This is a genomic window from Thioalkalivibrio sulfidiphilus HL-EbGr7, from assembly GCF_000021985.1.
GTDB lineage: Bacteria > Pseudomonadota > Gammaproteobacteria > Ectothiorhodospirales > Ectothiorhodospiraceae > Thioalkalivibrio_A > Thioalkalivibrio_A sulfidiphilus.
The window spans coordinates 3,437,392-3,457,974 of record NC_011901.1; the positions used below are offsets into that span (position 1 = coordinate 3,437,392).

26 protein-coding genes are annotated in these 20,583 nt (G+C 63.9%); 5 read left to right on the top strand and 21 right to left on the bottom strand.

Annotated elements, in window-relative coordinates; genetic code table 11:
- Positions 1–55: 55 nt before the first annotated feature.
- The 3 genes from TGR7_RS16495 to TGR7_RS16505 are packed head-to-tail and all read left to right on the top strand — an operon-like array spanning position 56 to position 2,687.
- Positions 56–1,354 carry a S41 family peptidase gene (locus TGR7_RS16495; protein WP_012639817.1) on the top strand — a complete coding sequence of 433 codons (1,299 nt, stop codon included), beginning with the start codon at positions 56–58 and terminating at the stop codon, positions 1,352–1,354.
- Positions 1,354–2,193, top strand: coding sequence for a divergent polysaccharide deacetylase family protein (locus TGR7_RS16500; protein WP_012639818.1), 840 nt, complete (start codon positions 1,354–1,356; stop codon positions 2,191–2,193). The genes TGR7_RS16495 and TGR7_RS16500 overlap by 1 nt, the downstream gene beginning before the upstream one ends.
- Entirely contained in the window at positions 2,133–2,687 is a 555-nt protein-coding gene (locus tag TGR7_RS16505) for a DJ-1 family glyoxalase III (protein ID WP_012639819.1), read from the top strand. Before TGR7_RS16500 ends, TGR7_RS16505 begins: the two co-directional genes overlap by 61 nt.
- Before the next feature lie 195 nt (positions 2,688–2,882).
- Here the strand turns inward: TGR7_RS16505 and purT are convergent, their stop codons facing one another.
- From purT to TGR7_RS16525, 4 genes are all read right to left on the bottom strand, one after another.
- The gene (gene purT / locus TGR7_RS16510; RefSeq protein WP_012639820.1) at positions 2,883–4,082 is read right to left on the bottom strand and encodes a formate-dependent phosphoribosylglycinamide formyltransferase; all 1,200 of its coding nucleotides are present in this window, start codon (positions 4,080–4,082) and stop codon (positions 2,883–2,885) included.
- A gap of 176 nt (positions 4,083–4,258) precedes the next feature.
- Entirely contained in the window at positions 4,259–4,570 is a 312-nt protein-coding gene (locus tag TGR7_RS16515) for a hypothetical protein (RefSeq protein ID WP_012639821.1), read from the bottom strand.
- Positions 4,571–4,725: 155 nt separating this feature from the next.
- Positions 4,726–4,998 carry a hypothetical protein gene (locus TGR7_RS16520; protein WP_012639822.1) on the bottom strand — a complete coding sequence of 91 codons (273 nt, stop codon included), beginning with the start codon at positions 4,996–4,998 and terminating at the stop codon, positions 4,726–4,728.
- Positions 4,998–5,273, bottom strand: a complete 276-nt coding sequence (locus tag TGR7_RS16525) for a BrnT family toxin (protein ID WP_012639823.1) — start codon at positions 5,271–5,273, stop codon at positions 4,998–5,000. Before TGR7_RS16525 ends, TGR7_RS16520 begins: the two co-directional genes overlap by 1 nt.
- A 134-nt stretch (positions 5,274–5,407) precedes the next feature.
- Here TGR7_RS16525 and TGR7_RS16530 point away from each other — a divergent pair, with 134 nt between their 5' ends.
- On the top strand, positions 5,408–5,719 hold the full coding sequence (locus TGR7_RS16530; protein WP_012639824.1) for a BrnT family toxin: 312 nt from the start codon (positions 5,408–5,410) through the stop codon (positions 5,717–5,719).
- Entirely contained in the window at positions 5,691–5,966 is a 276-nt protein-coding gene (locus tag TGR7_RS16535) for a BrnA antitoxin family protein (RefSeq protein ID WP_012639825.1), read from the top strand. The genes TGR7_RS16530 and TGR7_RS16535 overlap by 29 nt, the downstream gene beginning before the upstream one ends.
- Before the next feature lie 217 nt (positions 5,967–6,183).
- Here the strand turns inward: TGR7_RS16535 and TGR7_RS16540 are convergent, their stop codons facing one another.
- From TGR7_RS16540 to TGR7_RS16620, 17 genes are all read right to left on the bottom strand, one after another.
- Positions 6,184–6,771 carry a mobile mystery protein B gene (locus TGR7_RS16540; RefSeq protein ID WP_012639826.1) on the bottom strand — a complete coding sequence of 196 codons (588 nt, stop codon included), beginning with the start codon at positions 6,769–6,771 and terminating at the stop codon, positions 6,184–6,186.
- Entirely contained in the window at positions 6,768–7,238 is a 471-nt protein-coding gene (locus tag TGR7_RS16545; RefSeq protein ID WP_012639827.1) for a mobile mystery protein A, read from the bottom strand. The genes TGR7_RS16540 and TGR7_RS16545 overlap by 4 nt, the downstream gene beginning before the upstream one ends.
- 244 nt (positions 7,239–7,482) lie before the next feature.
- Entirely contained in the window at positions 7,483–7,746 is a 264-nt protein-coding gene (locus TGR7_RS16550; protein WP_012639829.1) for a type II toxin-antitoxin system RelE family toxin, read from the bottom strand.
- Positions 7,733–7,966 carry a hypothetical protein gene (locus tag TGR7_RS16555; RefSeq protein WP_012639830.1) on the bottom strand — a complete coding sequence of 78 codons (234 nt, stop codon included), beginning with the start codon at positions 7,964–7,966 and terminating at the stop codon, positions 7,733–7,735. Before TGR7_RS16555 ends, TGR7_RS16550 begins: the two co-directional genes overlap by 14 nt.
- 67 nt (positions 7,967–8,033) lie before the next feature.
- Positions 8,034–9,860, bottom strand: a complete 1,827-nt coding sequence (gene glmS, locus TGR7_RS16560) for a glutamine--fructose-6-phosphate transaminase (isomerizing) (protein ID WP_012639831.1) — start codon at positions 9,858–9,860, stop codon at positions 8,034–8,036.
- A 164-nt stretch (positions 9,861–10,024) separates the two neighbouring features.
- On the bottom strand, positions 10,025–11,404 hold the full coding sequence (glmU, locus tag TGR7_RS16565; RefSeq protein ID WP_012639832.1) for a bifunctional UDP-N-acetylglucosamine diphosphorylase/glucosamine-1-phosphate N-acetyltransferase GlmU: 1,380 nt from the start codon (positions 11,402–11,404) through the stop codon (positions 10,025–10,027).
- A 274-nt stretch (positions 11,405–11,678) separates the two neighbouring features.
- Positions 11,679–12,104, bottom strand: coding sequence for a F0F1 ATP synthase subunit epsilon (locus TGR7_RS16570; protein ID WP_012639833.1), 426 nt, complete (start codon positions 12,102–12,104; stop codon positions 11,679–11,681).
- A gap of 13 nt (positions 12,105–12,117) precedes the next feature.
- Complete coding sequence (gene atpD, locus TGR7_RS16575) at positions 12,118–13,497, bottom strand: F0F1 ATP synthase subunit beta (RefSeq protein ID WP_012639834.1); 1,380 nt, start codon at positions 13,495–13,497, stop codon at positions 12,118–12,120.
- A 46-nt stretch (positions 13,498–13,543) separates the two neighbouring features.
- Positions 13,544–14,404, bottom strand: a complete 861-nt coding sequence (gene atpG, locus TGR7_RS16580; RefSeq protein ID WP_012639835.1) for a F0F1 ATP synthase subunit gamma — start codon at positions 14,402–14,404, stop codon at positions 13,544–13,546.
- 12 nt (positions 14,405–14,416) lie between these two features.
- Positions 14,417–15,958, bottom strand: coding sequence for a F0F1 ATP synthase subunit alpha (gene atpA, locus TGR7_RS16585; RefSeq protein WP_012639836.1), 1,542 nt, complete (start codon positions 15,956–15,958; stop codon positions 14,417–14,419).
- A gap of 13 nt (positions 15,959–15,971) precedes the next feature.
- Complete coding sequence (locus tag TGR7_RS16590) at positions 15,972–16,508, bottom strand: F0F1 ATP synthase subunit delta (RefSeq protein ID WP_012639837.1); 537 nt, start codon at positions 16,506–16,508, stop codon at positions 15,972–15,974.
- A gap of 10 nt (positions 16,509–16,518) precedes the next feature.
- Positions 16,519–16,989, bottom strand: coding sequence for a F0F1 ATP synthase subunit B (locus TGR7_RS16595; protein WP_012639838.1), 471 nt, complete (start codon positions 16,987–16,989; stop codon positions 16,519–16,521).
- A gap of 61 nt (positions 16,990–17,050) precedes the next feature.
- Entirely contained in the window at positions 17,051–17,320 is a 270-nt protein-coding gene (gene atpE, locus TGR7_RS16600) for a F0F1 ATP synthase subunit C (RefSeq protein WP_012639839.1), read from the bottom strand.
- 82 nt (positions 17,321–17,402) lie between these two features.
- Positions 17,403–18,176: a F0F1 ATP synthase subunit A gene (gene atpB / locus TGR7_RS16605; RefSeq protein ID WP_012639840.1), complete on the bottom strand. Its 774-nt coding sequence runs from the start codon at positions 18,174–18,176 to the stop codon at positions 17,403–17,405.
- Positions 18,177–18,190: 14 nt separating this feature from the next.
- The gene (locus TGR7_RS16610; protein ID WP_012639841.1) at positions 18,191–18,568 is read right to left on the bottom strand and encodes an ATP synthase subunit I; all 378 of its coding nucleotides are present in this window, start codon (positions 18,566–18,568) and stop codon (positions 18,191–18,193) included.
- Between the two features lie 196 nt (positions 18,569–18,764).
- Positions 18,765–19,625, bottom strand: coding sequence for a ParB/RepB/Spo0J family partition protein (locus tag TGR7_RS16615; RefSeq protein WP_012639842.1), 861 nt, complete (start codon positions 19,623–19,625; stop codon positions 18,765–18,767).
- A 55-nt stretch (positions 19,626–19,680) separates the two neighbouring features.
- The gene (locus TGR7_RS16620; protein ID WP_012639843.1) at positions 19,681–20,475 is read right to left on the bottom strand and encodes a ParA family protein; all 795 of its coding nucleotides are present in this window, start codon (positions 20,473–20,475) and stop codon (positions 19,681–19,683) included.
- Between the last annotated feature and the right edge of the window lie 108 nt (positions 20,476–20,583).

Genomic DNA, 20,583 nt, shown 5'->3' on the forward strand with positions numbered 1-20,583 from the left:
GGAGCCAACGGGACCGCCCGGAGAGGTGCGGTCCAACGCCGTGGAGAATTACCGTATGAAATCGACCACCCGGATCAGCGCAGGGGTTCTGACGGGCATCCTGCTGGGCTTCGCGCTCAGCCTGTCCTTCGGGGTCTTCGCCAACAAGCAGGAAAACGAGGCCATCCCCCTGGAGGACCTGCGCGCCTTCACCGACGTCTACATGCGCATCAAGCGCAACTACGTGGATTACGTGGACGACACCACCCTGCTCGAGAACGCCATCCGCGGCATGCTCTCCGGCCTCGATCCCCACTCCAGCTACCTGACCCCCAGGGACTTCCAGGACCTGCAGATCGGCACCAGCGGCGAGTTCGGCGGCCTGGGTCTCGAGGTGGGCATGGAGGACGGCTTCGTCAAGGTCATCTCCCCCATCGACGACACCCCGGCGAGCCGCGCCGGCGTGCGCGCCGGCGACCTGATCATCCGCCTGGACGACAAGCCGGTGAAGGGCATGACCCTCAACGAGGCGGTCAATGAGATGCGCGGCCCCAAGGGCACCGACATCACCCTGACCATCATGCGCGAGGGCGCCGACCAGCCCATCCGCATCACCCTCACCCGCGACACCATCCGGGTGCGCAGCGTGCGCAGCGAGATGCTGGAGCCCGGCTTCGCCTACGTGCGCATCAGCAACTTCCAGTCCCGCACCGCCCAGAACCTGGTGGAGGAGATCAACAAGCTGCAGCGCGAGGGCAACGGCCTGCGCGGCCTGATCCTGGACCTGCGCAACAACCCGGGCGGCGTGCTCAACGGTGCCGTGGGCGTCTCCGATGCCTTCCTGGAAGACGGCCTGATCGTCTACACCGAGGGCCGCACCGCCGATGCCCAGTTCCGCTACCAGGCCTCCCCGGGCGACGTGCTCAAGGGCGCGCCCATGGTGGTGCTGGTCAACGAGGGCTCCGCCTCCGCCTCCGAGATCGTCGCCGGTGCCCTGCAGGACCACCAGCGCGCCGTGATCATGGGCACCCGCACCTTCGGCAAGGGCTCGGTGCAGACCATCCTGCCGCTGCGTCAGGACACCGCGCTCAAGCTCACCACCGCCCGCTACTACACCCCCGAGGGCCGCTCCATCCAGGCCGAGGGCATCGAGCCGGACATCAAGCTCGAGCGCCTGCAGGTCAGCGCCGCGGAGACCGACGGCTCCCGCCCGGTGACCGAGGCCTCCCTGCAGCGTCACCTGCAGCGCCAGCGCGCCACCGAGGAGGCCGGCGAGCAGCCCGCCGACAACGGCTCCCTGGCCCAGCGCGACTACCAGCTCTACGAGGCCCTCAACCTGCTCAAGGGGCTGACCATTCTCCAGGCCCGCCGCTGATGCGGCGGGGTTCGCGGCGGCTTCAGCCGCTCTGGCTGGCGATCCTGCTCCCGGGCCTGTGGCTCTGGACAGGCGCCAGCCAGGCACTGGAGCCGCCGCGACCTTTCATCGCCATCATCATCGACGACCTGGGCAACCAGCCCGGTCCCGGTCAGCGCACCCTGGCACTGCCCGGCCCCGTCACCGTCGCGGTCCTGCCCCACACCCCCTTCGCCCGCCCCCTGGCCAACGAGGCCCATGCCCAGGGCAAGGAAGTCATGCTGCACCTGCCCATGCAGGCCACCGAGGCCCTGCCCCTGGGTCCCGGCGGCATCACCGTGGACATGGAGCGCGAGGCGCTGCGGGAAACCTTCCTGGCGGCACTGGCCTCCGTGCCCCACGTGCGGGGCGTGAACAACCACATGGGCAGCCTGCTCACCCGGCACATCGGCCACATGGACTGGTTCATGGCGGAACTGGCGGCCCAAAGCGGCCTGTATTTCGTGGACAGCCGCACCACCGCCCTGAGCGTGGCACAGCGAGTGGCCCTGCACCACGGCCTGCCCGCCACCCGTCGCGACGTGTTCCTGGACACCCTCCCGGACAACGAAGAGTTCGTTGAGGCCCAGATGGACCAACTCATCAGCCTGGCCCAGCGGCGCGGTCACGCCCTGGCCATCGGCCACCCCTATGGCGCCACCCTGGATGTGCTGGAACGCAGACTCGCTACACTCCATGAAGCGGGTATCGAACTGGTGCCCGTGAGCGAATACCTGACACGGAAGGAGGCGATCCCCCTATGGCAAGCATCCTTATCCCCCTCGCCAACGGCTGCGAGGAACTCGAAGCCGTCACCCTGATCGACCTGTTCCGCCGTGCCGGCTTCCAGGTCATCACCGCGGGCCTGGAACCGGGCCCGGTGCGCTGCTCCCGCGGCACCACGATCCTGCCCGACCAGACCCTGGACGAGGCCAGGGACGGCCGCTACGACCTCATGGTCCTGCCCGGCGGCCAGCCCGGCGCCGACCACCTCAACGCCGACCCGCGCATCCACGCCCTGCTGAAGAAACTGGCCGCCGAGGGCCGCTACGTGGGCGCCATCTGCGCCGCCCCCAAGGTGCTGGCGGACGCCGGCCTGCTCAAGGGCAAGCTGGCCACCGCCTTCCCCGGCGTGCTGGAGGCCATGGACCTGGGATCGGACACGAAGCTGACCGCCGCCGCCGTGCAACGCGACGGCAACGTGATCACCTCCAAGGGACCCGGCACGGCCATGGACTTCGCCCTGGACCTGATCGAACTGCTCGCCGGCCCGGACAAACGCCGCCAGGTGGAAGCGCCTCTGCAAAGGCCCTGAACTGCGAACTTCTGCCGCAGAGACGCGGAGGCGCAGAGGGGAAAGGATCGGACAGGATTAACATGATTTACATGATGAAAGAGGACCAGGATCAATCCGGTTTTGTGGGTTGATCCTTAATCCCGTAAATCATGTAAATCCTGTCAAATTTGTTCTTTGCACTTCCTCTGCGCCTTCGCGTCTCTGCGGCAGAAGTTAAACCACCACCCGCACCCGACCCGCCGCCTCCCGGGCACGGGCGCGGCAATCCTCGATGTCATCCCCGTGGGCCACGGCCACCCCCATGCGGCGGCGCTCGAAGGCCTCCGGCTTGCCGAACAGGCGGATGTCCGTGCCCGGCACGGCGAGCGCCTGGTCCACGTTCTCGAAGGCCACGCCCTGCGCCTCCACGCCGCCGTAGATCACCGCGCTGGCGCCGGGATTGCGCAGGCGCGTGTCCACCGGCAGACCCAGGATCGCCCGGGCGTGCAGCTCAAATTCGCTCTGCCACTGGGTGGCCAGGGTCACCAGGCCCGTGTCATGGGGCCGGGGGCTCACTTCGCTGAACCAGACCTCATCACCGCGCACGAAGAACTCCACCCCGAACAGCCCCTGCCCGCCCAGGGCGCCGGTCACTGCCGCCGCCATCTCCCGGGCCGTGTCCAGGGCCGTCTCGCTCATGGGCTGGGGCTGCCAGCTCTCCACGTAGTCGCCCTTCACCTGGCGGTGGCCCACCGGGGCGCAGAAATCGGTGCGGATGTTGCCGTCCCCGCCCCTGGAGCGCACCGTCAGCAGGGTGATCTCGAAGTCGAATTCCACCACGGCCTCCACGATCACCCGCCCCTGGTCCACCCGCCCGGCGGAACGGGCGTAGTCCCAGGCCCTGGTCAGCTCCGAAGCGTCCGCCACCAGGGACTGGCCCTTGCCCGAGGAGGACATCACCGGCTTGATGATGCAGGGGTAGCCGATGCCGCCGTCGATGGCGGCAGTCAGCGATTCCAGGGAGTCGGCGAAGGCATAGCGGGAGGTCTGAAGCCCCAGCTCCTCGGCGGCCAGGCGTCGGATGCCCTCCCGGTTCATGGTCAGCTGGGTGGCCCGGGCCGTGGGGATCACCCGGGCGATCCCCTCCGCCTCGATGCGCGCCAGTTCATCGGTGGCGATGGCCTCGATCTCCGGCACGATCAGGTCCGGCTTCTCCCGGAGCACCAGTTCCCGCAGGGCGCTGGCATCGGTCATGGGGATCACGTGGGCCCGGTGGGCCACCTGGTGCCCCGGGGCGTTCTCGTAGCGATCCACCGCGATCACCTCCACCCCCAGCCGCTGCAGGGCGATGATCACTTCCTTGCCCAGCTCCCCGGCACCGAGCAGCATCACACGGGTGGCGGACGGCGAGAGGGGGGTACCGATACGGGTCATGGTCTGGCTCCGGAAACAGGATGGATGTCGCCCGCAGTATACCCGCGCCCCACCCCCGTAGGAGCGACGACCCCGTCGCGAATACCCAGGCCCGACACACCACCACTCGCGCATATCCCGCCCACAAAAAAGCCGGGCACCAGGCCCGGCTTCTTCGACTGCCATGAGGCAGAACCTCAGGCGGCGGCGCTCACCTGATTGCTGCGCAGCAGGGGACGCTGACCGCTCTGCACGGCGCGACGGATGAAGTCGGCACGACCGGCCTCACGGGCGTTCACGGCCGCGGCGCACTGGGAGTCCACATAGGCGGCGGCGGAGAGCAGCACTTCCAGCTCTTCCAGGTCCACCTTGGGGACGGTCAGATCAGCGGCCTGGGGATTCAGCTTGCGGCCGAACTCCCAGAACATCCGGGCGTTCCACATCTTCTGCATCACGCGGGGGCTCTGAAACAGCTCCACGCAGCGGGTGTTCAGTTCTTTCTGATCCATGTTTCTACTCTCCGCCATGACGGCACGGTTTTGACCGCCGGGGAAATTACCCCAGAATCGGCAGGCGCACAACCGAGCCTCTTAGTCGGATATTGGTCTGTACGGACAGACTTTGTTGGGATCGCTTCCCCGAAGCAGGTTAACGCGAAATCAGACTACCGATCCTCGTGCAAACGTCCTTCAACGTACTTGTGAAGGATGCTCGCAACGAGGGTCTGGTAGGGAATGCCTTCCGCCAACGCCTTCTTCTGCAACGCCCGCAAATCCTTGGAGGAAAGCCGGATATTGATCCGCGCATCCTTCTTGAACATCGCTTCCGCGTATTTCTGATGCCGTGCCTGAATTTCAGCTGCATTAGTCGGGCGCTTGAGTTTCCCTGCCTCAAACGCCTCCAGGAGTTCACGTTCGTCTTGGTCCAACTTGCTCATCACGGACCTCCCAAGTAGGTCTTGGTCGCTTTTCGGCTCGGAATGATTGTCTTCAGGAAAACCTCATCAGCCGTCTCAACGTAGGGAACGAGGTAGGCGTACCCCTCAATTTCGATCACATGGATCCGCTGGCCCGGATAACGCTCCTGGTTCGGATGCTCTAACGTATCCAGGATGTCGCCCACCGAGATATGAAAAACCACATCTTCGAAGGAAACACCCCTTTCACTCCGCAGGAGGGCGTTCTTCCCTGGATCCCACGTGATCGGCTTCATGTATATAAAAGTAGCACAACATGTGCCTTTTGTACTCAGGTCAATGCGCTGGGTTGATCACCCTGGAAAACACCATCCCAGCTGCTGTTCCGCCTATTGGCACATACCGTATATGACGAAAATATACATCCGTGATGAATTGGGCACAGGTCAAGGGATTCGACTGGGATGCTGGCAATGCCCGCAAAAGCGCTGATAAACACGGCGTCAGTATGGCGGAAGACGAACAGATCTTCTTCAACCAGCCTCTGCTGCTGCTCGCCGACACCAGACACAGTCGGCATGAACCCCGATTTCATGCCTTGGGCATCACTGATGATGGCCGAAAACTGCATATCAGCTTCACATTGCGCGCATCCGGCACACTGATCCGCGTGATCTCTGCCAGGGACATGCTTCGCAAAGAGAGAGACGTCTATGAGCAGGCCTCGAAAGACCGTGCCTGAATTCAAATCCGAGGCTGAAGAACGTGCCTTTTGGGAAACCCATGACTCCAGCGAGTACCTGGACTTGAGCCAGGCTGTACCGACATCCTTGCCGAATCTCAAACCCTCGACAAAGACCATCTCATTGCGGCTTCCTGTATCGCTACTGGAGCGCATCAAGATCGAAGCGAACAAGCGGGACATGCCCTACCAGTCACTGATCAAGGCTTGGCTTGCCAAGGATGTCGAAGAGAAAAATAAGGGCTGAGGCGATCATCCAATGCCACCCCACATCCCGACCACGCCTCGACGGGATGGCTTTGCAGCGGGTACATCGATTACGCGTCGCGACCTGATCATCGGGGATCAGAAACCGGGGCTGCTTGGACGCTGGGTGTAGCACGTCCTGGATTGCCAGACAGAGCACCACCTGCGTTACAGCACCCATCTTGATAGCTTGTGGTGGTCCGACCCCGCACCAGTTCCTAGGAACGCACGAACTCCAGCAACGGCACGATATCGTGTTTATCGGCAGCTCGAAGGGCCTCCACATAGCCCTGCCGTGCTTCGCCAGGATTGATCAGACTGGCCCTGCCCCAGGAAAAGCGCGGGCGACCCTGGTTCGCCAGCAACAGATCAGTCGCCAGGCGGGCGTGACGACCGTTTCCGTTTGGAAACGGATGGATCAGCACTAACCGGTGATGAAAGCGCGCCGCGATCTCGTCCGGCTCGTAGGTCCCGTGCTCGATCCAGTACCGGCAATCGTCGAGCAGCTGCCGAAGGTCCATCGGGATGCGCCAGGCATCGACGCCGATATTTCGATCCGTCGTCCGGAACCGCCCGGCCCATCGCCAGACGCGGCCAAACATCCGCTTGTGCAGGCCGGTCAGAAAGCGCTCGTTCAGGACGTCGCGCTTACGCGCGAAGGCCCATTCCTGGGCCTCCAGAATGTTGGCCTGTTCCGCCTCGTTCAGTTCTGAACGCAGGGTGATATAGGACGGGATCAGATCCGCCCGTTCCTGCTCCTGAAGCGGCGTGGAGGCGTCGTCCTGTTCCTCCAGCGGGTCCTTCATTCTCCTTCCTCCCACAGATCGGAGCCCGCCCTCTCCAGCAACCGCTGCACCAACCGCTCGAACTGCTCTTGCTCGTCGGCCGAGCCGACACCCTGCGCCTCGAGCGCCATGCTGTGGCTGGCGGATTCCAGGTGCTGCCTGGCCCTGAGTTCCGCCCGCTCTCTGACCATATCCTCAAGTGGCCGGCGGGGAACGAGCGCGTACACAAGGCGGCAATCCAGGGCGTGCGCCGCCCGTTCGAGGCTCGCGAGCGTGATAGCGCCCTCCCTCTCGGCCTTCTCGATGGCCACCACGCGCGGCTGGCTGACGCCCAATCGCCGGCCCAACTGCGCCGTGGTCAGACCCAGCGCTTCTCGAATCGCCTTGATCCAGCCGCGCGGCGGCCGCGCCAGGGCCTCGGCATCACTGATCCGATTCAGGCGTTGATCCAGCTGGCGACGGGCGGTGGCCCGATCTGTGGGGCGCATAGATAATAATCCATATATTATGGAAAAGATGATATAGAATAATATATGGACTATCTAAACAGAGCAAGATAATCCGCTTTGCATTATTAAATGCTAAAGCAGAAACGGGGCATCCACTACGTCAGCTTTGCAAAGCAGAAATGGGACATCCACTATGTCAGCTTTGTGGATGTCCCGATGCTAAGTTCTCATCGCTGAGCAGGAACAGCTCACCACCGCGGCGGTGCGTGGTAGGCGGGTCTGCTCAGATCTTTCGGTACACTTCTCGCCTGTGTCCTATTTTCACGACCGTCACGATCAGCTCATCATCCACAATCTCGTAAATGATGCGGTACACGCCCAGGCGCACCCGGTAGCGTTCCTGGCCCGAAAGCTTCTGGCTATCGGACGGTCGTGGATCGTCTGCAAGTGCCTCGATGCGCTTGAGTATCCGGGCGATATCCCGGCTGGGAGTCGACCGTAGGTCTTTGGCAACAGACTTTCTGAAGGCAAGTCTATAGCTTGCCATGCGCCTTCAGGTCGTTGAGCAATTCTTCGTAGGTCATTGTGGGCTCAGCCACACGCTCCTGAAAGGCCGCCAGGTCCTCCTGATCCTCGAGCAGCGACGCTCGCACCGCGTCGTTGACGATTTCGGAGATGGATTGGTGTGTATGCGCAGCCTTCAGGCGCAGAGCTTCGTGGAGCTGCTCGTCGAAATAGATGGTGGAGCGCTTGGTTGCACTATTCATAGCATGGTACCTCTTGCCGATGAATATAACGCCGTGACGTCATGACATCAAGGCGTCGTGACGTCTTTCATTCCACCGTCACCGACTTCGCCAGATTCCTCGGCTGATCCACATCCGTCCCCTTGAGGACGGCCGTGTGATACGCCAGCAGCTGCAGCGGGATGGTGTAGACGATGGGCGCGGTGCTGGGGCAGATGTCGGCCAGGGTCAGGCTGTGGTAGTGGTCCAGGTTGATCCTGATGCGCTCGTCGCTGAACAGGAACAGCTCACCACCGCGGGCGCGGACTTCCTGCAGGTTGGAGAGCACCTTCTCCAGCAACGGGTCGTTGGGCAGGGCGCAGATCACGGGCATGTCCGCGTCCACCAGGGCCAGCGGGCCGTGCTTGAGTTCTCCGGCGGGATAGGCCTCGGCGTGGATGTAGGAGATCTCCTTGAGCTTCAGCGCCCCCTCCATGGCCACGGGATAGAAGGTGCCCCGGCCCAGGAACAAGGCATGGGTCTTCTCGGCGAAGGCGTTGGCCATCTCTTCGATGGCCTCGCTCAGGGACAGGGCCACTTCCACCTGGCGGGGCAGCGACTCCAGTTCCTCCACCAGGGTCTTTTCCTTTTCCCGGTCCATGCCATGGCGTCGCGCCAGGGCCAGGGCCAGCAGACGCAGTGCCACCAGCTGGGTGGTGAAGGCCTTGGTGGAGGCCACGCCGATCTCGGGGCCGGCACGGGTCATCACGGCCACGTCGGACTCGCGCACCAGTGAACTCTCGGGCACGTTGCAGACGCACAGGCTGCCGAGATATCCCATCTTCTTTGACTCGCGCAGGGCGGCCAGCGTGTCTGCGGTCTCACCGGACTGGGAGATGGTGACGAACAGGGTGTCTTTCGGCACCACCACCTGGCGGTAGCGGAACTCGCTGGCCACTTCCACGCTGCAGGGCACGCCCACCTCCTCCAGCCAGTATCGGGCCACCAGGCCGGCGTGGTAGCTGGTGCCGCAGGCGATGATGTGCACGCCTTTCGCGGCATCCAGCAGGCGCTTGGCCTCGTGGCCGAAACTCTCCTCCAGCAACCTCCCCTTGTAGATCCGCCCCTCCAGGGTCTCGGCGATCACGGCGGGCTGCTCGAAGATCTCCTTGAGCATGTAATGCCGGTAGGGGCCCTTGTCTGCGGTGGAGGCCGTGAGCTGGGAGATGCGCACCGGGCGCTCGACCTCATTGCCCTGGGCGTCCAGCACCCGCACCGAACCCCTGCGGATCTCGGCGATGTCGCCTTCCTCCAGGAAGATGAACCGCTGGGTCACCGGCAGCAGGGCGAAGACATCGGAGGCGATGAAGTTTTCCTCCACGCCGATGCCGATCACCAGCGGGCTGCCCAGGCGCGCGACGATCAGCCGCTCAGCCTCGTCGGGGCATGCGACGGCCAGCGCATAGGCGCCCACCATGCGGCTGGTAGACGACCTGACCGCGCTGAGCAGGTCCTCACCTTCACCCAGGTGATAGGCGAGCAGGTGGGCGATCACCTCGGTGTCGGTCTCGGAGGTGAAGCTGAAACCTTGCGCGCTCAGCTCGGCCCGCAGGTCCGCGTGGTTCTCGATGATGCCGTTGTGTACCACCGCGACCCGCTCACCGCTCATGTGAGGATGGGCGTTGCGCTCGGCGGGGATGCCGTGGGTGGCCCAGCGGGTGTGGGCGATGCCCAGTCGGCCCACCAGGGGCTGTGTATCCAGACGGTGCTGGAGCTCACCCACCTTGCCCACGGAGCGGATGCGCTGTATGTGGCCATCGTCCGCACGCACGGCGATGCCGGCGGAGTCGTAGCCGCGATACTCCAATCGTCGCAGGCCCTCCATCAGGATAGGGACGACGTTGCGTTCAGCGATGGCTCCGACAATTCCGCACATAGGAAGGCTCTAGATACAAGTGGAAAGAGACAAGATACAAGTGGAACGGAAAAGCCTATGGACAGGATTTACAGGATTAACATGGTCATCAAGACCAACGGCTTACGATAAGTCTCGCTTTCGCCTTTTCATCATGTAAATCCTGTTAATCCTGTCCAAGGTTTTCATTCCTTCGGTTTCTTCACCGGGCGCTTCCAGCCCGGGATGGTGATTGCCTTGGCGCGGGCGACAGTCAGTTCACCCGGGGGCGCGTCCTTGTTCAGGGTCGTCCCGGCGCCGATGGTGGCGCCCTCGCCGACGGTGAGCGGCGCCACCAGCGCGGTGTTCGAGCCGATGAAGGCGCGGTCACCGATGATGGTCTTGTGCTTGTTGGCGCCATCGTAGTTGCAGGTGATGGTGCCGGCGCCGATGTTCACGTCGCGGCCCAGTTCGCTGTCGCCCACGTAGCTCAGGTGATTGATCTTGGAGCCCTCGCCCACCCTGGCGTTCTTCACTTCCACGAAGTTGCCGATCTTCGCATTGCTGTCCGTGTGCGTGCCGGGCCGGATGCGTGCGAAGGGTCCTACGCTGGCACCCGCGCCGATGACCGCGCCTTCGATGACCGTGTGGGGCAGGATGTGCGCGCCTGGGCCGATCTCGGAATCGATGATCACGCAGCCGGCGCCCACCTTGGCGCCCTCACCGAGCTTCACGCTACCCTGCAGGATCACGTTTATATCCAGGCTCACGTCCCGTCCTGCCTCCACCTCACCGCGGACATCCAGGCGCGCCGGATCGATCACGGTCACACCCTGCACCATGAGGCGCTCTGCCTCACGCCTTTGATAGGCGCGCTCCTGCTCGGCGAGCTGGCGCTTGTCGTTCACGCCCATCAGTTCAATGGCCTCGTGTCCGACCACTGCTTCCACGCGCCTGCCTTCCGTGTTTGCCAGCGCGACGCAGTCCGTCAGGTAAAACTCGCCCTGGGCATTGTCGTTCGTCACCTTCGACAGCCAGCGGGTGAAGTCACTGGCCCGCGCGGCCATGATGCCGGTGTTCACCTCGTTGACGCGCCTTTCGGAATCGCTGGCGTCCTTCTCTTCCACGATGCGCTGCACCCGTCCGCTGTCATCGCGCAGGATGCGTCCGTAGCCGGTGGGGGATTTGAGCGCCGCCGTGAGGATCACCAGGTCGCCACCTTCATCCAGCTGCGCCAGCAGGCGCCTGACCGTCTCGCCACGCACCAGGGGCACATCCCCGTAGAGGATCAGGACCCGGTCATCCGCATCGGTCTCCGGCAGGGCCACCTGCACGGCGTGGCCGGTGCCTCGCTGTTCGGCCTGGTGCACCCAGCGGATGTCGTCTTCGGGGAAGGCCTCGCGCACCCGGTCACCGCCATGGCCGTAGACCACGACGAGGCGATGGGGATCGAGGCTTCGTGCGGTATCCAGCACGTGGGAGAGCAGCGGACGTCCGGCCAGGGGCTGCAGCACCTTGGGCAGGGAGGAGCGCATCCGGGTGCCCTGGCCGGCGGCGAGGATGAGGATACTGGTGGGGGTCGTCATACCTGACAGTCTACGTGTTCCTGATGAAGCTATGTAGTGCGGGATGATGTCCGCTGGGAGCTGTGATGGGGGAGTTTATCGTCTTTGCATCCGATTGGTCGGGGTGGCGGCGACAGGCATCGTTGTCGGGCTGAAGCCCGACCTACATGACGCCGGCCCTCCGATCCGGATCAAGGTGCCATAACTGCCGGGCACAAAAAAGGGGCGTGTCCACCGGCAGCGGATGGTTCCGTGCGGGTGGGACACGCCCCCGGGTCCTGCAACGACTGCGGCGTCAGCGGGTGTGGCGGCGCAGCTTTTCGATCATGCGCAGGCGGGCGGCAGCCTCGATCAGCTCGGCCTGGGCCTTGGCGTAGTCGAAGTCGGCCTTGCGGTCCGACAGGGCTTCCTCGGCGCGGCGCATGGCCTCCTTGGCCTCGGCCTCGTCCAGATCCTTGGCGCGCACGGCGGTGTCGGCCAGCACGGTCACCACATGGGGCTGCACCTCCAGCAGGCCCCCGGAGATGAAGATGCTGTGCTCCTCGCCGGAGTCGCTCACCTTCACCCGCACCTCGCCCGGCTTGAGCTGGGCGATGTACTGGGAATGCCGGGGCAGGATGCCCACCTCGCCGCCCTCGGCGGGTGCAACCACCATCTGGGCGGTGCCGGAGTAGATGGACTCCTCGGCACTGACGATATCCACGTGAAAAGTCATGGCCATGGGTTACCCCTGATTACTTGAGCTTGCCGGCCTTTTCGACAGCTTCGTCAATGGTGCCGACCATGTAGAAGGCCTGCTCGGGCAGATGGTCGTACTCGCCGGCCACGATCGCCTGGAACCCGCGGATGGTGTCCTTGAGGGACACGTACTTGCCGGGGGCGCCGGTGAACACTTCCGCCACGAAGAAGGGCTGGGACAGGAAGCGCTGGATCTTACGGGCGCGGGCCACGATCAGCTTGTCGTCCTCGGACAGTTCGTCCATGCCCAGGATGGCGATGATGTCCTTCAGCTCCTTGTAGCGCTGCAGGGTGTTCTGCACGGCACGGGCGGTGTCGTAGTGCTCGTTGCCGATCACCTGGGGATCCAGCTGACGGGAGGTGGAGTCCAGCGGGTCCACGGCCGGGTAGATACCCAGCTCGGCGATCTGGCGGGACAGCACCACGGTGGCGTCCAGGTGGGCGAAGGTGGTGGCCGGGGACGGGTCGGTGAGGTCGTCCGCGGGCACGTACACGGCCTGGATGGAGGTGATGGAACCCTTCTTGGTGGAGGTGATGCGCTCCTGGAGCACACCCATCTCCTCGGCCAGGGTCGGCTGGTAACCCACCGCGGAGGGCATGCGGCCCAGCAGTGCGGACACCTCGGTACCGGCCAGGGTGTAACGGTAGATGTTGTCGATGAACATCAGCACGTCGCGGCCTTCGTCGCGGAAGAACTCGGCCATGGTCAGACCGGTCAGCGCCACGCGCAGACGGTTGCCCGGGGGCTCGTTCATCTGGCCGTACACCAGGGCCACCTTGTCGAGCACGTTGGAGTCCTTCATCTCGTGGTAGAAGTCGTTACCCTCACGGGTACGCTCACCCACGCCGGCGAACACGGAGTAACCGCTGTGCTCGATGGCGATGTTGCGGATCAGCTCCATCATGTTCACGGTCTTGCCCACACCGGCGCCGCCGAACAGGCCGACCTTACCGCCCTTGGCGAACGGGCAGAGCAGGTCGATCACCTTGATGCCGGTCTCGAGCAGCTCGGTGGAACCGGCCTGCTCGTCGAAGCTGGGGGCGGGGCGGTGGATGGACCAGCGCTCTTCGGTCTGCACGTCACCGGCGTTGTCCACCGGGTTGCCGAGCACGTCCATGACCCGGCCCAGGGTGCCCTTGCCGACGGGAACGGAGATCGGGGCGCCGGTGTTGGCCACCGTCACGCCGCGACGCATCCCGTCGGTGGAACCCATGGCGATGGTACGCACCACGCCGTCACCCAGCTGCTGCTGCACCTCAAGGGTCAGGCCGCTGTCCTCGACGCGCAGGGCATCGTAGACATTGGGCACGGCGTCACGCGGGAATTCCACGTCCACCACCGCGCCGATGATTTCAACGATGTTTCCAGCACTCATGATGTTGATCCTCTAAGTCTGCAATTCTGTCGGGTTCGGGCCAGGGTCAGACGGCGGCCGCGCCGCTCACGATCTCGGAGATTTCCTGGGTGATGGCTGCCTGGCGGGCCTTGTTGTAGACCAGCTGAAGTTCCTTGATCAGGTCGCCCGCGTTGTCGGACGCGGACTTCATGGCCACCATGCGCGCGGCCATCTCGCAGGCCACGTTTTCCACCACGCCCTGGTACACCACGGATTCGATGTAGCGGGTCAGGAGGGTATCCAGCACCGGCTTGGCATCGGGCTCGTAGATGTAGTCCCAGTGGTGCTTGAGCTCGTCTTCCTCGCTCGGCACCAGGGGCAGCAGGGTGGTCGCCCGCGGCTTCTGGGTCATGGTGTTGACGAACTCGTTCTCCACCAGGACCAGGCGGTCGATTCTGCCCTCGTCGTAGGCGTCGAGCATGACCTTGATGGTGCCGATCAGGTCGTTCATGCGGGGCTGGTCACCCAGCTGGTTGACCTTGCCCACCACGTTGCCACCCAGGCGCTTGAAGAAACCCAGCGCCTTGTTGCCCACCAGGCAGAGATCCACTTCCACACCCTTGTCGTGCCACTCGCGCATGGCAAGGACGGCCTTCTTGAACAGGTTGATGTTCAGGCCGCCGCACAGACCCCGGTCGGTGGAGATGATGATCATGCCGACCCGCTTGACCTCACGCTCTTCGAGGTAAGGGTGCTTGTACTCGGCCTTGGCCATCGCCACGTGACCGATCACCTGGCGGATCTTCTCCGCATAGGGACGGGTCGCCAGCATGCGATCCTGCGCCTTGCGCATCTTGCTGGCGGCCACCATCTCCATGGCCTTGGTGATCTTCTGAGTATTCTTGATACTCTTGATCTGGGTGCGGATCTCTTTTGCGCCTGCCATGAGTGACCCCGCTTACCAGCTGTGCTTGGCTTTGAACTCGTCCAGGGCGGCCTTCATGCCGGCCTGGATGTCGTCGTTGTAGTCACCCTTCTCGTTGATCTTGGCCAGCAGGTCCGTCTTGCTGGAACGCAGGAAGTCGAGCATGGCCTTTTCGAAGTCCACCACCTTCTTGGCATCCACGTCGTCCAGGTAGCCTTCGTTGGCGGCGAACAGGGAGAACGCCATCTCGGCCACGGACATGGGCGAGAACTGGCCCTGCTTCATCAGCTCGGTGACGCGCTTGCCGCGCTCCAGCTGCTTGCGGGTCAGCTCATCCAGGTCGGAGGCGAACTGGGAGAACGCCGCCAGCTCACGATACTGGGCCAGGGCCAGACGCACGCCGCCGCCGAGCTTCTTGATGATCTTGGTCTGGGCCGCGCCACCCACTCGGGAAACGGACAGACCGGCGTTGATGGCCGGACGGATACCCGCGTTGAACAGGTCGGTCTCCAGGAAGATCTGACCATCGGTGATGGAGATCACGTTGGTGGGCACGAACGCGGACACGTCGCCGGCCTGGGTCTCGATGATCGGCAGGGCGGTCAGGGAACCGGTCTTGCCCTTCACTTCACCGTTGGTGAACTTCTCCACGTACTCGGCGTTCACGCGGGAGGCGCGCTCCAGCAGACGGGAGTGCAGGTAGAACACGTCACCGGGATAGGCTTCACGACCCGGGGGACGACGCAGCAGCAGGGACACCTGGCGGTAGGCCCAGGCCTGCTTGGTGAGGTCGTCATAGATGATCAGCGCGTCCTGGCCGCGGTCACGGAAGTACTCGCCCATGGCACAACCGGCGTAGGGGGCGATGAACTGCATGGCCGCGGATTCGGAGGCGGTGGCCGCCACGATGATGGTGTGCTCCAGCGCGCCGTGCTGTTCCAGCTTGGTCACCACGTTGGCGATGGAGGAGGCCTTCTGGCCCACCGCCACGTAGATGCACTTCACGCCGGTGCCCTTCTGGTTGATGATGGCGTCCACGGCCACGGCGGTCTTGCCGGTCTGGCGGTCGCCGATGATCAGCTCACGCTGGCCGCGGCCGATCGGCACCATGGCGTCGATGGCCTTCAGACCGGTCTGTACCGGCTGGTCCACCGACTGACGCTCGATCACGCCGGGGGCGATCTTCTCGATGGGGGAAGTCAGGCTGGTGTCGATGGCACCCTTGCCGTCCACCGCCATGCCCAAGGAGTTCACCACGCGGCCCAGCAGGGCCTCGCCCACGGGCACTTCCAGGATGCGGCCGGTGCAGCGCGCCGTGTCGCCTTCCTTGATGTGCTTGTAGTCACCCAGCACCACCGCGCCCACGGAGTCGCGCTCCAGGTTGAGCGCCAGGCCGTAGGTGTTGCCGGGGAATTCGATCATCTCACCCTGCATCACGTCGGCCAGGCCGTGCAGACGCACGATGCCGTCGGAGAGGCTCACCACGGTACCTTCGGTGCGCGCCTGTGCCGCCGCATCGTAACTGGCGATGCGCTTCTTGATCAGTTCACTGATTTCGGTCGGATTGAGTTGCATTGGATAAATCCTCTTAGCGGCTCAGGTTGGCGGCCATGCGTTCCAGACGCCCGCGCACTGAACCATCGATGACCAGGTCGCCCGCTCGGATCACGGCACCGCCGATGAGACTCTCGTCCACCTCGCAGACCAGCTCCACCTCGCGCCCGAGGCGCTTGGCGAGGGACTGGGCAATGGCGGACTTCTGCGCATCGCTGACGGGCTGCGCGGAGACGACCAGCGCCTCCACCTTGCCTTCCGCTTCGGCGCGCATCACTTCATAGATGGCGGCGATCTCGGGGAGCAGGGTCAGGCGGCCGTTCTCGGCCAGCAGGCGAACGAAGTTCTTACCCTGGTCGTCGATGCGGCCTTCGCAGACACCGATGACGGTATCGGCTGCGGCTTCGCGGGTGAGCTTCGGGCTGTCCAGGAAGGCCTTCATGGTGGGGTCGTGGACGACGGCGGCCATGAAGCCCAGCTGGTCGGACCAGCGGGCCAGGTCACCGGCGCCCTGCGCCACTTCGAAGACCGCCTTGGCGTAAGGCCGAGCAAGCGTGGTGAGTTCAGACATATGGAATCACCTAGATCTGTGCCACCAGGTCCTGAATCACCTGGTCGTGGGCCTTGGGATCGATTTCCTTCTTCAGGATACGCTCGGCCCCGACGACTGCGATGGCACCCACCTGCTTGCGCAGTTCTTCGCGCGCACGGTGGACTTCCTGCTCGATCTCGGTCTGCGCTGACGCCTTGATACGCTCGCCTTCGACGCGGGCGGTATCCTTCGAGGCCTCGACGATCTCGTTGGCGCGTTTCTGCGCCTGGGCGACGATCTCCGCGGCCTGCTGCTTGGCTTCATGCAGGACCTGCTTGGCTTTTTCCTCGGCGAGCTGCTGTTCGTGCTTGCCACGCTCGGCGGCGGCAAGGCCGTCAGCGATCTTCTTCTGACGTTCCTGCATCGCCTGGATGATGGGGGGCCACACGAACTTCATCGTGACCCACACCAGCAAACCGAAGGTGATCATCTGGCCGAGCAGCGTGAGATTGATGTTCACGTTGCTACCCCCTGGTATGACGGTTCATAACGGATGAATGACTGGAGTGCTGTCAATTCCGTTAGCCGGTGATGACGCCCAGGAAGGGATTGGCGAAAGTGAAGAACAGGGCCAGACCCACACCGATCATGGTCACGGCGTCGAGCAGACCGGCAACGATGAACATCTTCACCTGCAGCATCGGCACCATTTCGGGCTGACGGGCAGCACCTTCCAGGAAACGGCCACCCAGCAGACCGAAGCCGATGGCGGTACCCAGGGCACCCATGCCGAGGATCAGACCCACAGCGATCGCGGTCATGCCCTGAACGTTAGCGAGAGCGAGTTCCATAACTTCCTCCAGTGTATCGAGACAAGGTTGTTAAAACAGTTTGCAAAAATGCCTGCCCCGGCGATCCGGGGCAGACGCCAAATCAATGATCTTCGTGAGCCATGCTCAGGTAGACGATGGTCAGCACCATGAAGATGAACGCCTGCAGGGTGATGATCAGCAGCTTGAACAGGGACCAGGACAACCCGAGGGTCCACTGGATCCACCAGGGCAACAGCGCGATCAGGGTGAAGATCAGGCCGCCGGCGTACATGTTGCCGAACAGTCGCAGCGCGAGTGACACGGGCTTGGCGATCTCTTCCACCACCTTCAGCACGAAGTTGAAGGGCAGGAACCAGATGCCGAAGGGCTTGAGGAAGATCTCCTTGGAGAATCCGGTCACGCCCTTGATGTAGAAGCTGTAGAAGATGATCAGGAAGAACACCGCGATGGACATGCCGAGCGTTGCGTTCACGTCCGAGGTCGGGTTGATGCGCAGGTATTCAAGACCGAGCATGTAGCCCAGGTAGGGCAGCAGGTCGTAGGGCAGCAGCTTGACGATGTTCATGAGGAAGATCCACACGAACAGGGTCAGGGCCAGTGGGGCGATGACCTTGCTGCGGCCGTGGAAGGAGTCCTTGACCTGCTGGTCGACGAACTCGACCAGGATCTCGACGAAATTCTGCAGGCCTCCGGGGACGCCGGCGGTCATGCGGCGGGCGGCACGGATGAAGATGAACAGGAATACGGCGCCGAGCAGGATGGAGAAGAACATGGTGTCCACGTGAATGGCCCAGAACGTCTCCTTGTCACCCAGGGTCAGGTGGCCCAGGTGGTGTTTGATGTACTCCGAAGCGTTCGCGTATTCCGCTGCCATGTGTGCTCGAGCCTCTAGTCTTGCGTGCCGGACAGTGCCGGTAACAGGACGATCCAGAATGCCATCAGGCTAACCATGTACGTGGCGAACATGGGCAGGAAGCTGACCTCCAGCCACACGATTGCCACCACGAACAAAGCCACCGTCAGCAGGATCTTCTGGGATTCGCCGACATAAAATGTTCTTACTATGACCTTCGCCGGGCGCTCGGCGCCTCCGGCAAAGACCCGCAGGGCGAAAAAGGCGGTCGTGATGAAGCCGATGCCTCCCCCGGCCAGCGCTGACCATGCTGCGTAGGGACCTGACAACCAGCTGAATACCAGGAAGCCGGCTGCCGCCACGCAGGCCTGAATGACGAGAAGTCGCCGGGTCGTGCTGTTGATGAAGGCCACGGGCGTTCTCTATGTCTTCGGGCAAATTCGCTGTTCCCCCCGGTTTTGACCCCCCCCGGGAGCGCCGCCAGAGCACTTTTCGCGGGTCCATTCGCGAAAAACCGCTGGCGGTCTGAAGGCGCCGGATTATAAGAGAACGCTGATCATGCGGTCAAATGCGGTCTGCAGGCCACTTGCCCGGCATCCCTGGCCCGGGCTAGCGGATGTGCTCCAGGATGCCGTCCAGTTCATCCAGGGAGTTGTACTGGATCACCAGCTTGCCCTTGCCCTTGTTGTTGTACTGGATGTTCACGGGCGCGCCCAGGCGCTCGGACAGGGACTCTTCCAGGCGGCGCACGTCCGGGTTGCCCGCCGGGGACTTTACCTCGGTCTTGTGACGATCCTGTTTCAGGAGGTTCTGCACCAGGCGCTCGGTCTCGCGCACCGACAGGCCCTTGGCCACCACCTTGCGGGCGGTCTCGTCCTGCAGCTCGGCGGGCAGCACCAGCAGGGCGCGGGCATGGCCCATCTCCATCTGGCCCTCGTCCAGCAGCCGGCTGGCCACCTCGCCCAGCTCCAGCAGGCGCAGCAGGTTGGTCACGCCGGTGCGGGAGCGGCCCACGGATTCCGCCGCCTGCTGGTGGGTCATCTCGAATTCCTGGATGAGCCGGTGCAGGGCGCGGGCCTCCTCGATGGGATTGAGGTTCTCCCGCTGGATGTTCTCGATCAGGGCCATGGCGGCGGCGGCCTGGTCGGGGATGTCGCGCACCACCGCCGGGACCTCGTGCAGGCCCGCCAGCTGGGCGGCGCGCCAGCGCCGTTCACCGGCGATCAGCTCGTAGCCCTGGCCCATGGGTCGCACCACCACCGGCTGCACCACGCCCTGGGCGCGGATGGAGGCGGCCAGATCCTCGAGGGCCTCTTGCTTGATGTGGATGCGGGGCTGGTACTTGCCGCGGCGGATCTGATCCACCGGGATCTGGCGCAGGTTGGAATCCTCCTGCTCACGCTGGGCGGCGCCGGCGCTGCTCAGCAGCACGTCCAGTCCGCGGCCCAGTCCGGTCTTCCTTCTAGCCATGGGTCTTCAGTCTCGGTTTTTCGGGGAAATTCGCGCGGGCGGCGATGCGTGATGCTCAGGCGCTGGCGGCGGGGGCCGGCGTGGTGCCGCGCTCCCGTCGCAGGATCTCGCCGGCCAGGGCCAGGTAGGCCATGGCACCGCGGGACGGCTTATCATACAGGAGGATCGGCAGCCCGTAGCTGGGCGCCTCGGCCAGGCGCACGTTGCGCGGGATGATGGTGCGGTAGACCCGCTCGCCGAAGTGCTGCTCGAGCTGCGCGGAGACATCGGTGGCCAGGTTGTTGCGCGGGTCGTACATGGTGCGCAGCACGCCTTCCACCTGCAGGTCCGGATTCACTGACTGGCGGATGCTCTCGATGGTGCGGGTCAGGGCCGAGAGGCCTTCCAGTGCGTAGTACTCGCACTGCATGGGGATCAGCACGCCGGTGGCCGCCACCAGGGCGTTGACCGTGAGCATGTTCAGGGACGGCGGGCAGTCGATGATGATGTAGTCGAACTCGGCGACCACCGGGGCCAGGGCCTCCTTGAGCCGGAACTCGCGGCGCTCCGCCTGCATCAGGCTCACCTCCGCCTCGGTGAGGTCGGCATTGGCCGGCAGGATGCTGTAGCCCACCGCCTCCACGTACTGGATGGCCTCGCGTATCGGCGTGCGGCCCATGAGCACGTCACAGCTGGTGAATTCCAGGTCGTGCTTGTCCACGGCGCTGCCCATGGTGGCGTTGCCCTGGGGATCCAGATCGATCATCAGCACCCGGCGCTTGGTGGCCGCGAGTGAAGCCGCCAGGTTGACGCTGGTGGTGGTCTTGCCCACCCCGCCCTTCTGGTTGGCGATGGTCAGGATCTTGGCCATGGGTGTTACCTCATCGTGATCTTCATTCGGACACCTGCATAGCATCCGTAGGTCGGGCTTCAGCCCGATAGTGCTGCCCGTCGAAACCACCGCTGTCGGGCTGAAGCC

What these genes read in the sequence shown, in the direction of transcription:
- purT (WP_012639820.1), bottom strand. Translation starts at nt 4,082, where the DNA reads ATGACCCGTATCGGTACCCCCCTCTCGCCGTCCGCCACCCGTGTGATG.
- atpE (WP_012639839.1), bottom strand. Translation starts at nt 17,320, where the DNA reads ATGGAACTCGCTCTCGCTAACGTTCAGGGCATGACCGCGATCGCTGTG.
- TGR7_RS16545 (WP_012639827.1), bottom strand. Translation starts at nt 7,238, where the DNA reads ATGCGCCCCACAGATCGGGCCACCGCCCGTCGCCAGCTGGATCAACGC.
- TGR7_RS16530 (WP_012639824.1), top strand. Translation starts at nt 5,408, where the DNA reads ATGAATTGGGCACAGGTCAAGGGATTCGACTGGGATGCTGGCAATGCC.
- TGR7_RS16505 (WP_012639819.1), top strand. Translation starts at nt 2,133, where the DNA reads ATGGCAAGCATCCTTATCCCCCTCGCCAACGGCTGCGAGGAACTCGAA.
- TGR7_RS16540 (WP_012639826.1), bottom strand. Translation starts at nt 6,771, where the DNA reads ATGAAGGACCCGCTGGAGGAACAGGACGACGCCTCCACGCCGCTTCAG.
- TGR7_RS16555 (WP_012639830.1), bottom strand. Translation starts at nt 7,966, where the DNA reads ATGAATAGTGCAACCAAGCGCTCCACCATCTATTTCGACGAGCAGCTC.
- atpB (WP_012639840.1), bottom strand. Translation starts at nt 18,176, where the DNA reads ATGGCAGCGGAATACGCGAACGCTTCGGAGTACATCAAACACCACCTG.
- TGR7_RS16550 (WP_012639829.1), bottom strand. Translation starts at nt 7,746, where the DNA reads ATGGCAAGCTATAGACTTGCCTTCAGAAAGTCTGTTGCCAAAGACCTA.
- TGR7_RS16520 (WP_012639822.1), bottom strand. Translation starts at nt 4,998, where the DNA reads ATGAGCAAGTTGGACCAAGACGAACGTGAACTCCTGGAGGCGTTTGAG.
- atpD (WP_012639834.1), bottom strand. Translation starts at nt 13,497, where the DNA reads ATGAGTGCTGGAAACATCGTTGAAATCATCGGCGCGGTGGTGGACGTG.
- TGR7_RS16535 (WP_012639825.1), top strand. Translation starts at nt 5,691, where the DNA reads ATGAGCAGGCCTCGAAAGACCGTGCCTGAATTCAAATCCGAGGCTGAA.
- glmS (WP_012639831.1), bottom strand. Translation starts at nt 9,860, where the DNA reads ATGTGCGGAATTGTCGGAGCCATCGCTGAACGCAACGTCGTCCCTATC.
- TGR7_RS16570 (WP_012639833.1), bottom strand. Translation starts at nt 12,104, where the DNA reads ATGGCCATGACTTTTCACGTGGATATCGTCAGTGCCGAGGAGTCCATC.
- glmU (WP_012639832.1), bottom strand. Translation starts at nt 11,404, where the DNA reads ATGACGACCCCCACCAGTATCCTCATCCTCGCCGCCGGCCAGGGCACC.
- TGR7_RS16525 (WP_012639823.1), bottom strand. Translation starts at nt 5,273, where the DNA reads ATGAAGCCGATCACGTGGGATCCAGGGAAGAACGCCCTCCTGCGGAGT.
- TGR7_RS16495 (WP_012639817.1), top strand. Translation starts at nt 56, where the DNA reads ATGAAATCGACCACCCGGATCAGCGCAGGGGTTCTGACGGGCATCCTG.
- TGR7_RS16590 (WP_012639837.1), bottom strand. Translation starts at nt 16,508, where the DNA reads ATGTCTGAACTCACCACGCTTGCTCGGCCTTACGCCAAGGCGGTCTTC.
- atpA (WP_012639836.1), bottom strand. Translation starts at nt 15,958, where the DNA reads ATGCAACTCAATCCGACCGAAATCAGTGAACTGATCAAGAAGCGCATC.
- TGR7_RS16620 (WP_012639843.1), bottom strand. Translation starts at nt 20,475, where the DNA reads ATGGCCAAGATCCTGACCATCGCCAACCAGAAGGGCGGGGTGGGCAAG.
- TGR7_RS16500 (WP_012639818.1), top strand. Translation starts at nt 1,354, where the DNA reads ATGCGGCGGGGTTCGCGGCGGCTTCAGCCGCTCTGGCTGGCGATCCTG.
- atpG (WP_012639835.1), bottom strand. Translation starts at nt 14,404, where the DNA reads ATGGCAGGCGCAAAAGAGATCCGCACCCAGATCAAGAGTATCAAGAAT.
- TGR7_RS16615 (WP_012639842.1), bottom strand. Translation starts at nt 19,625, where the DNA reads ATGGCTAGAAGGAAGACCGGACTGGGCCGCGGACTGGACGTGCTGCTG.
- TGR7_RS16515 (WP_012639821.1), bottom strand. Translation starts at nt 4,570, where the DNA reads ATGGATCAGAAAGAACTGAACACCCGCTGCGTGGAGCTGTTTCAGAGC.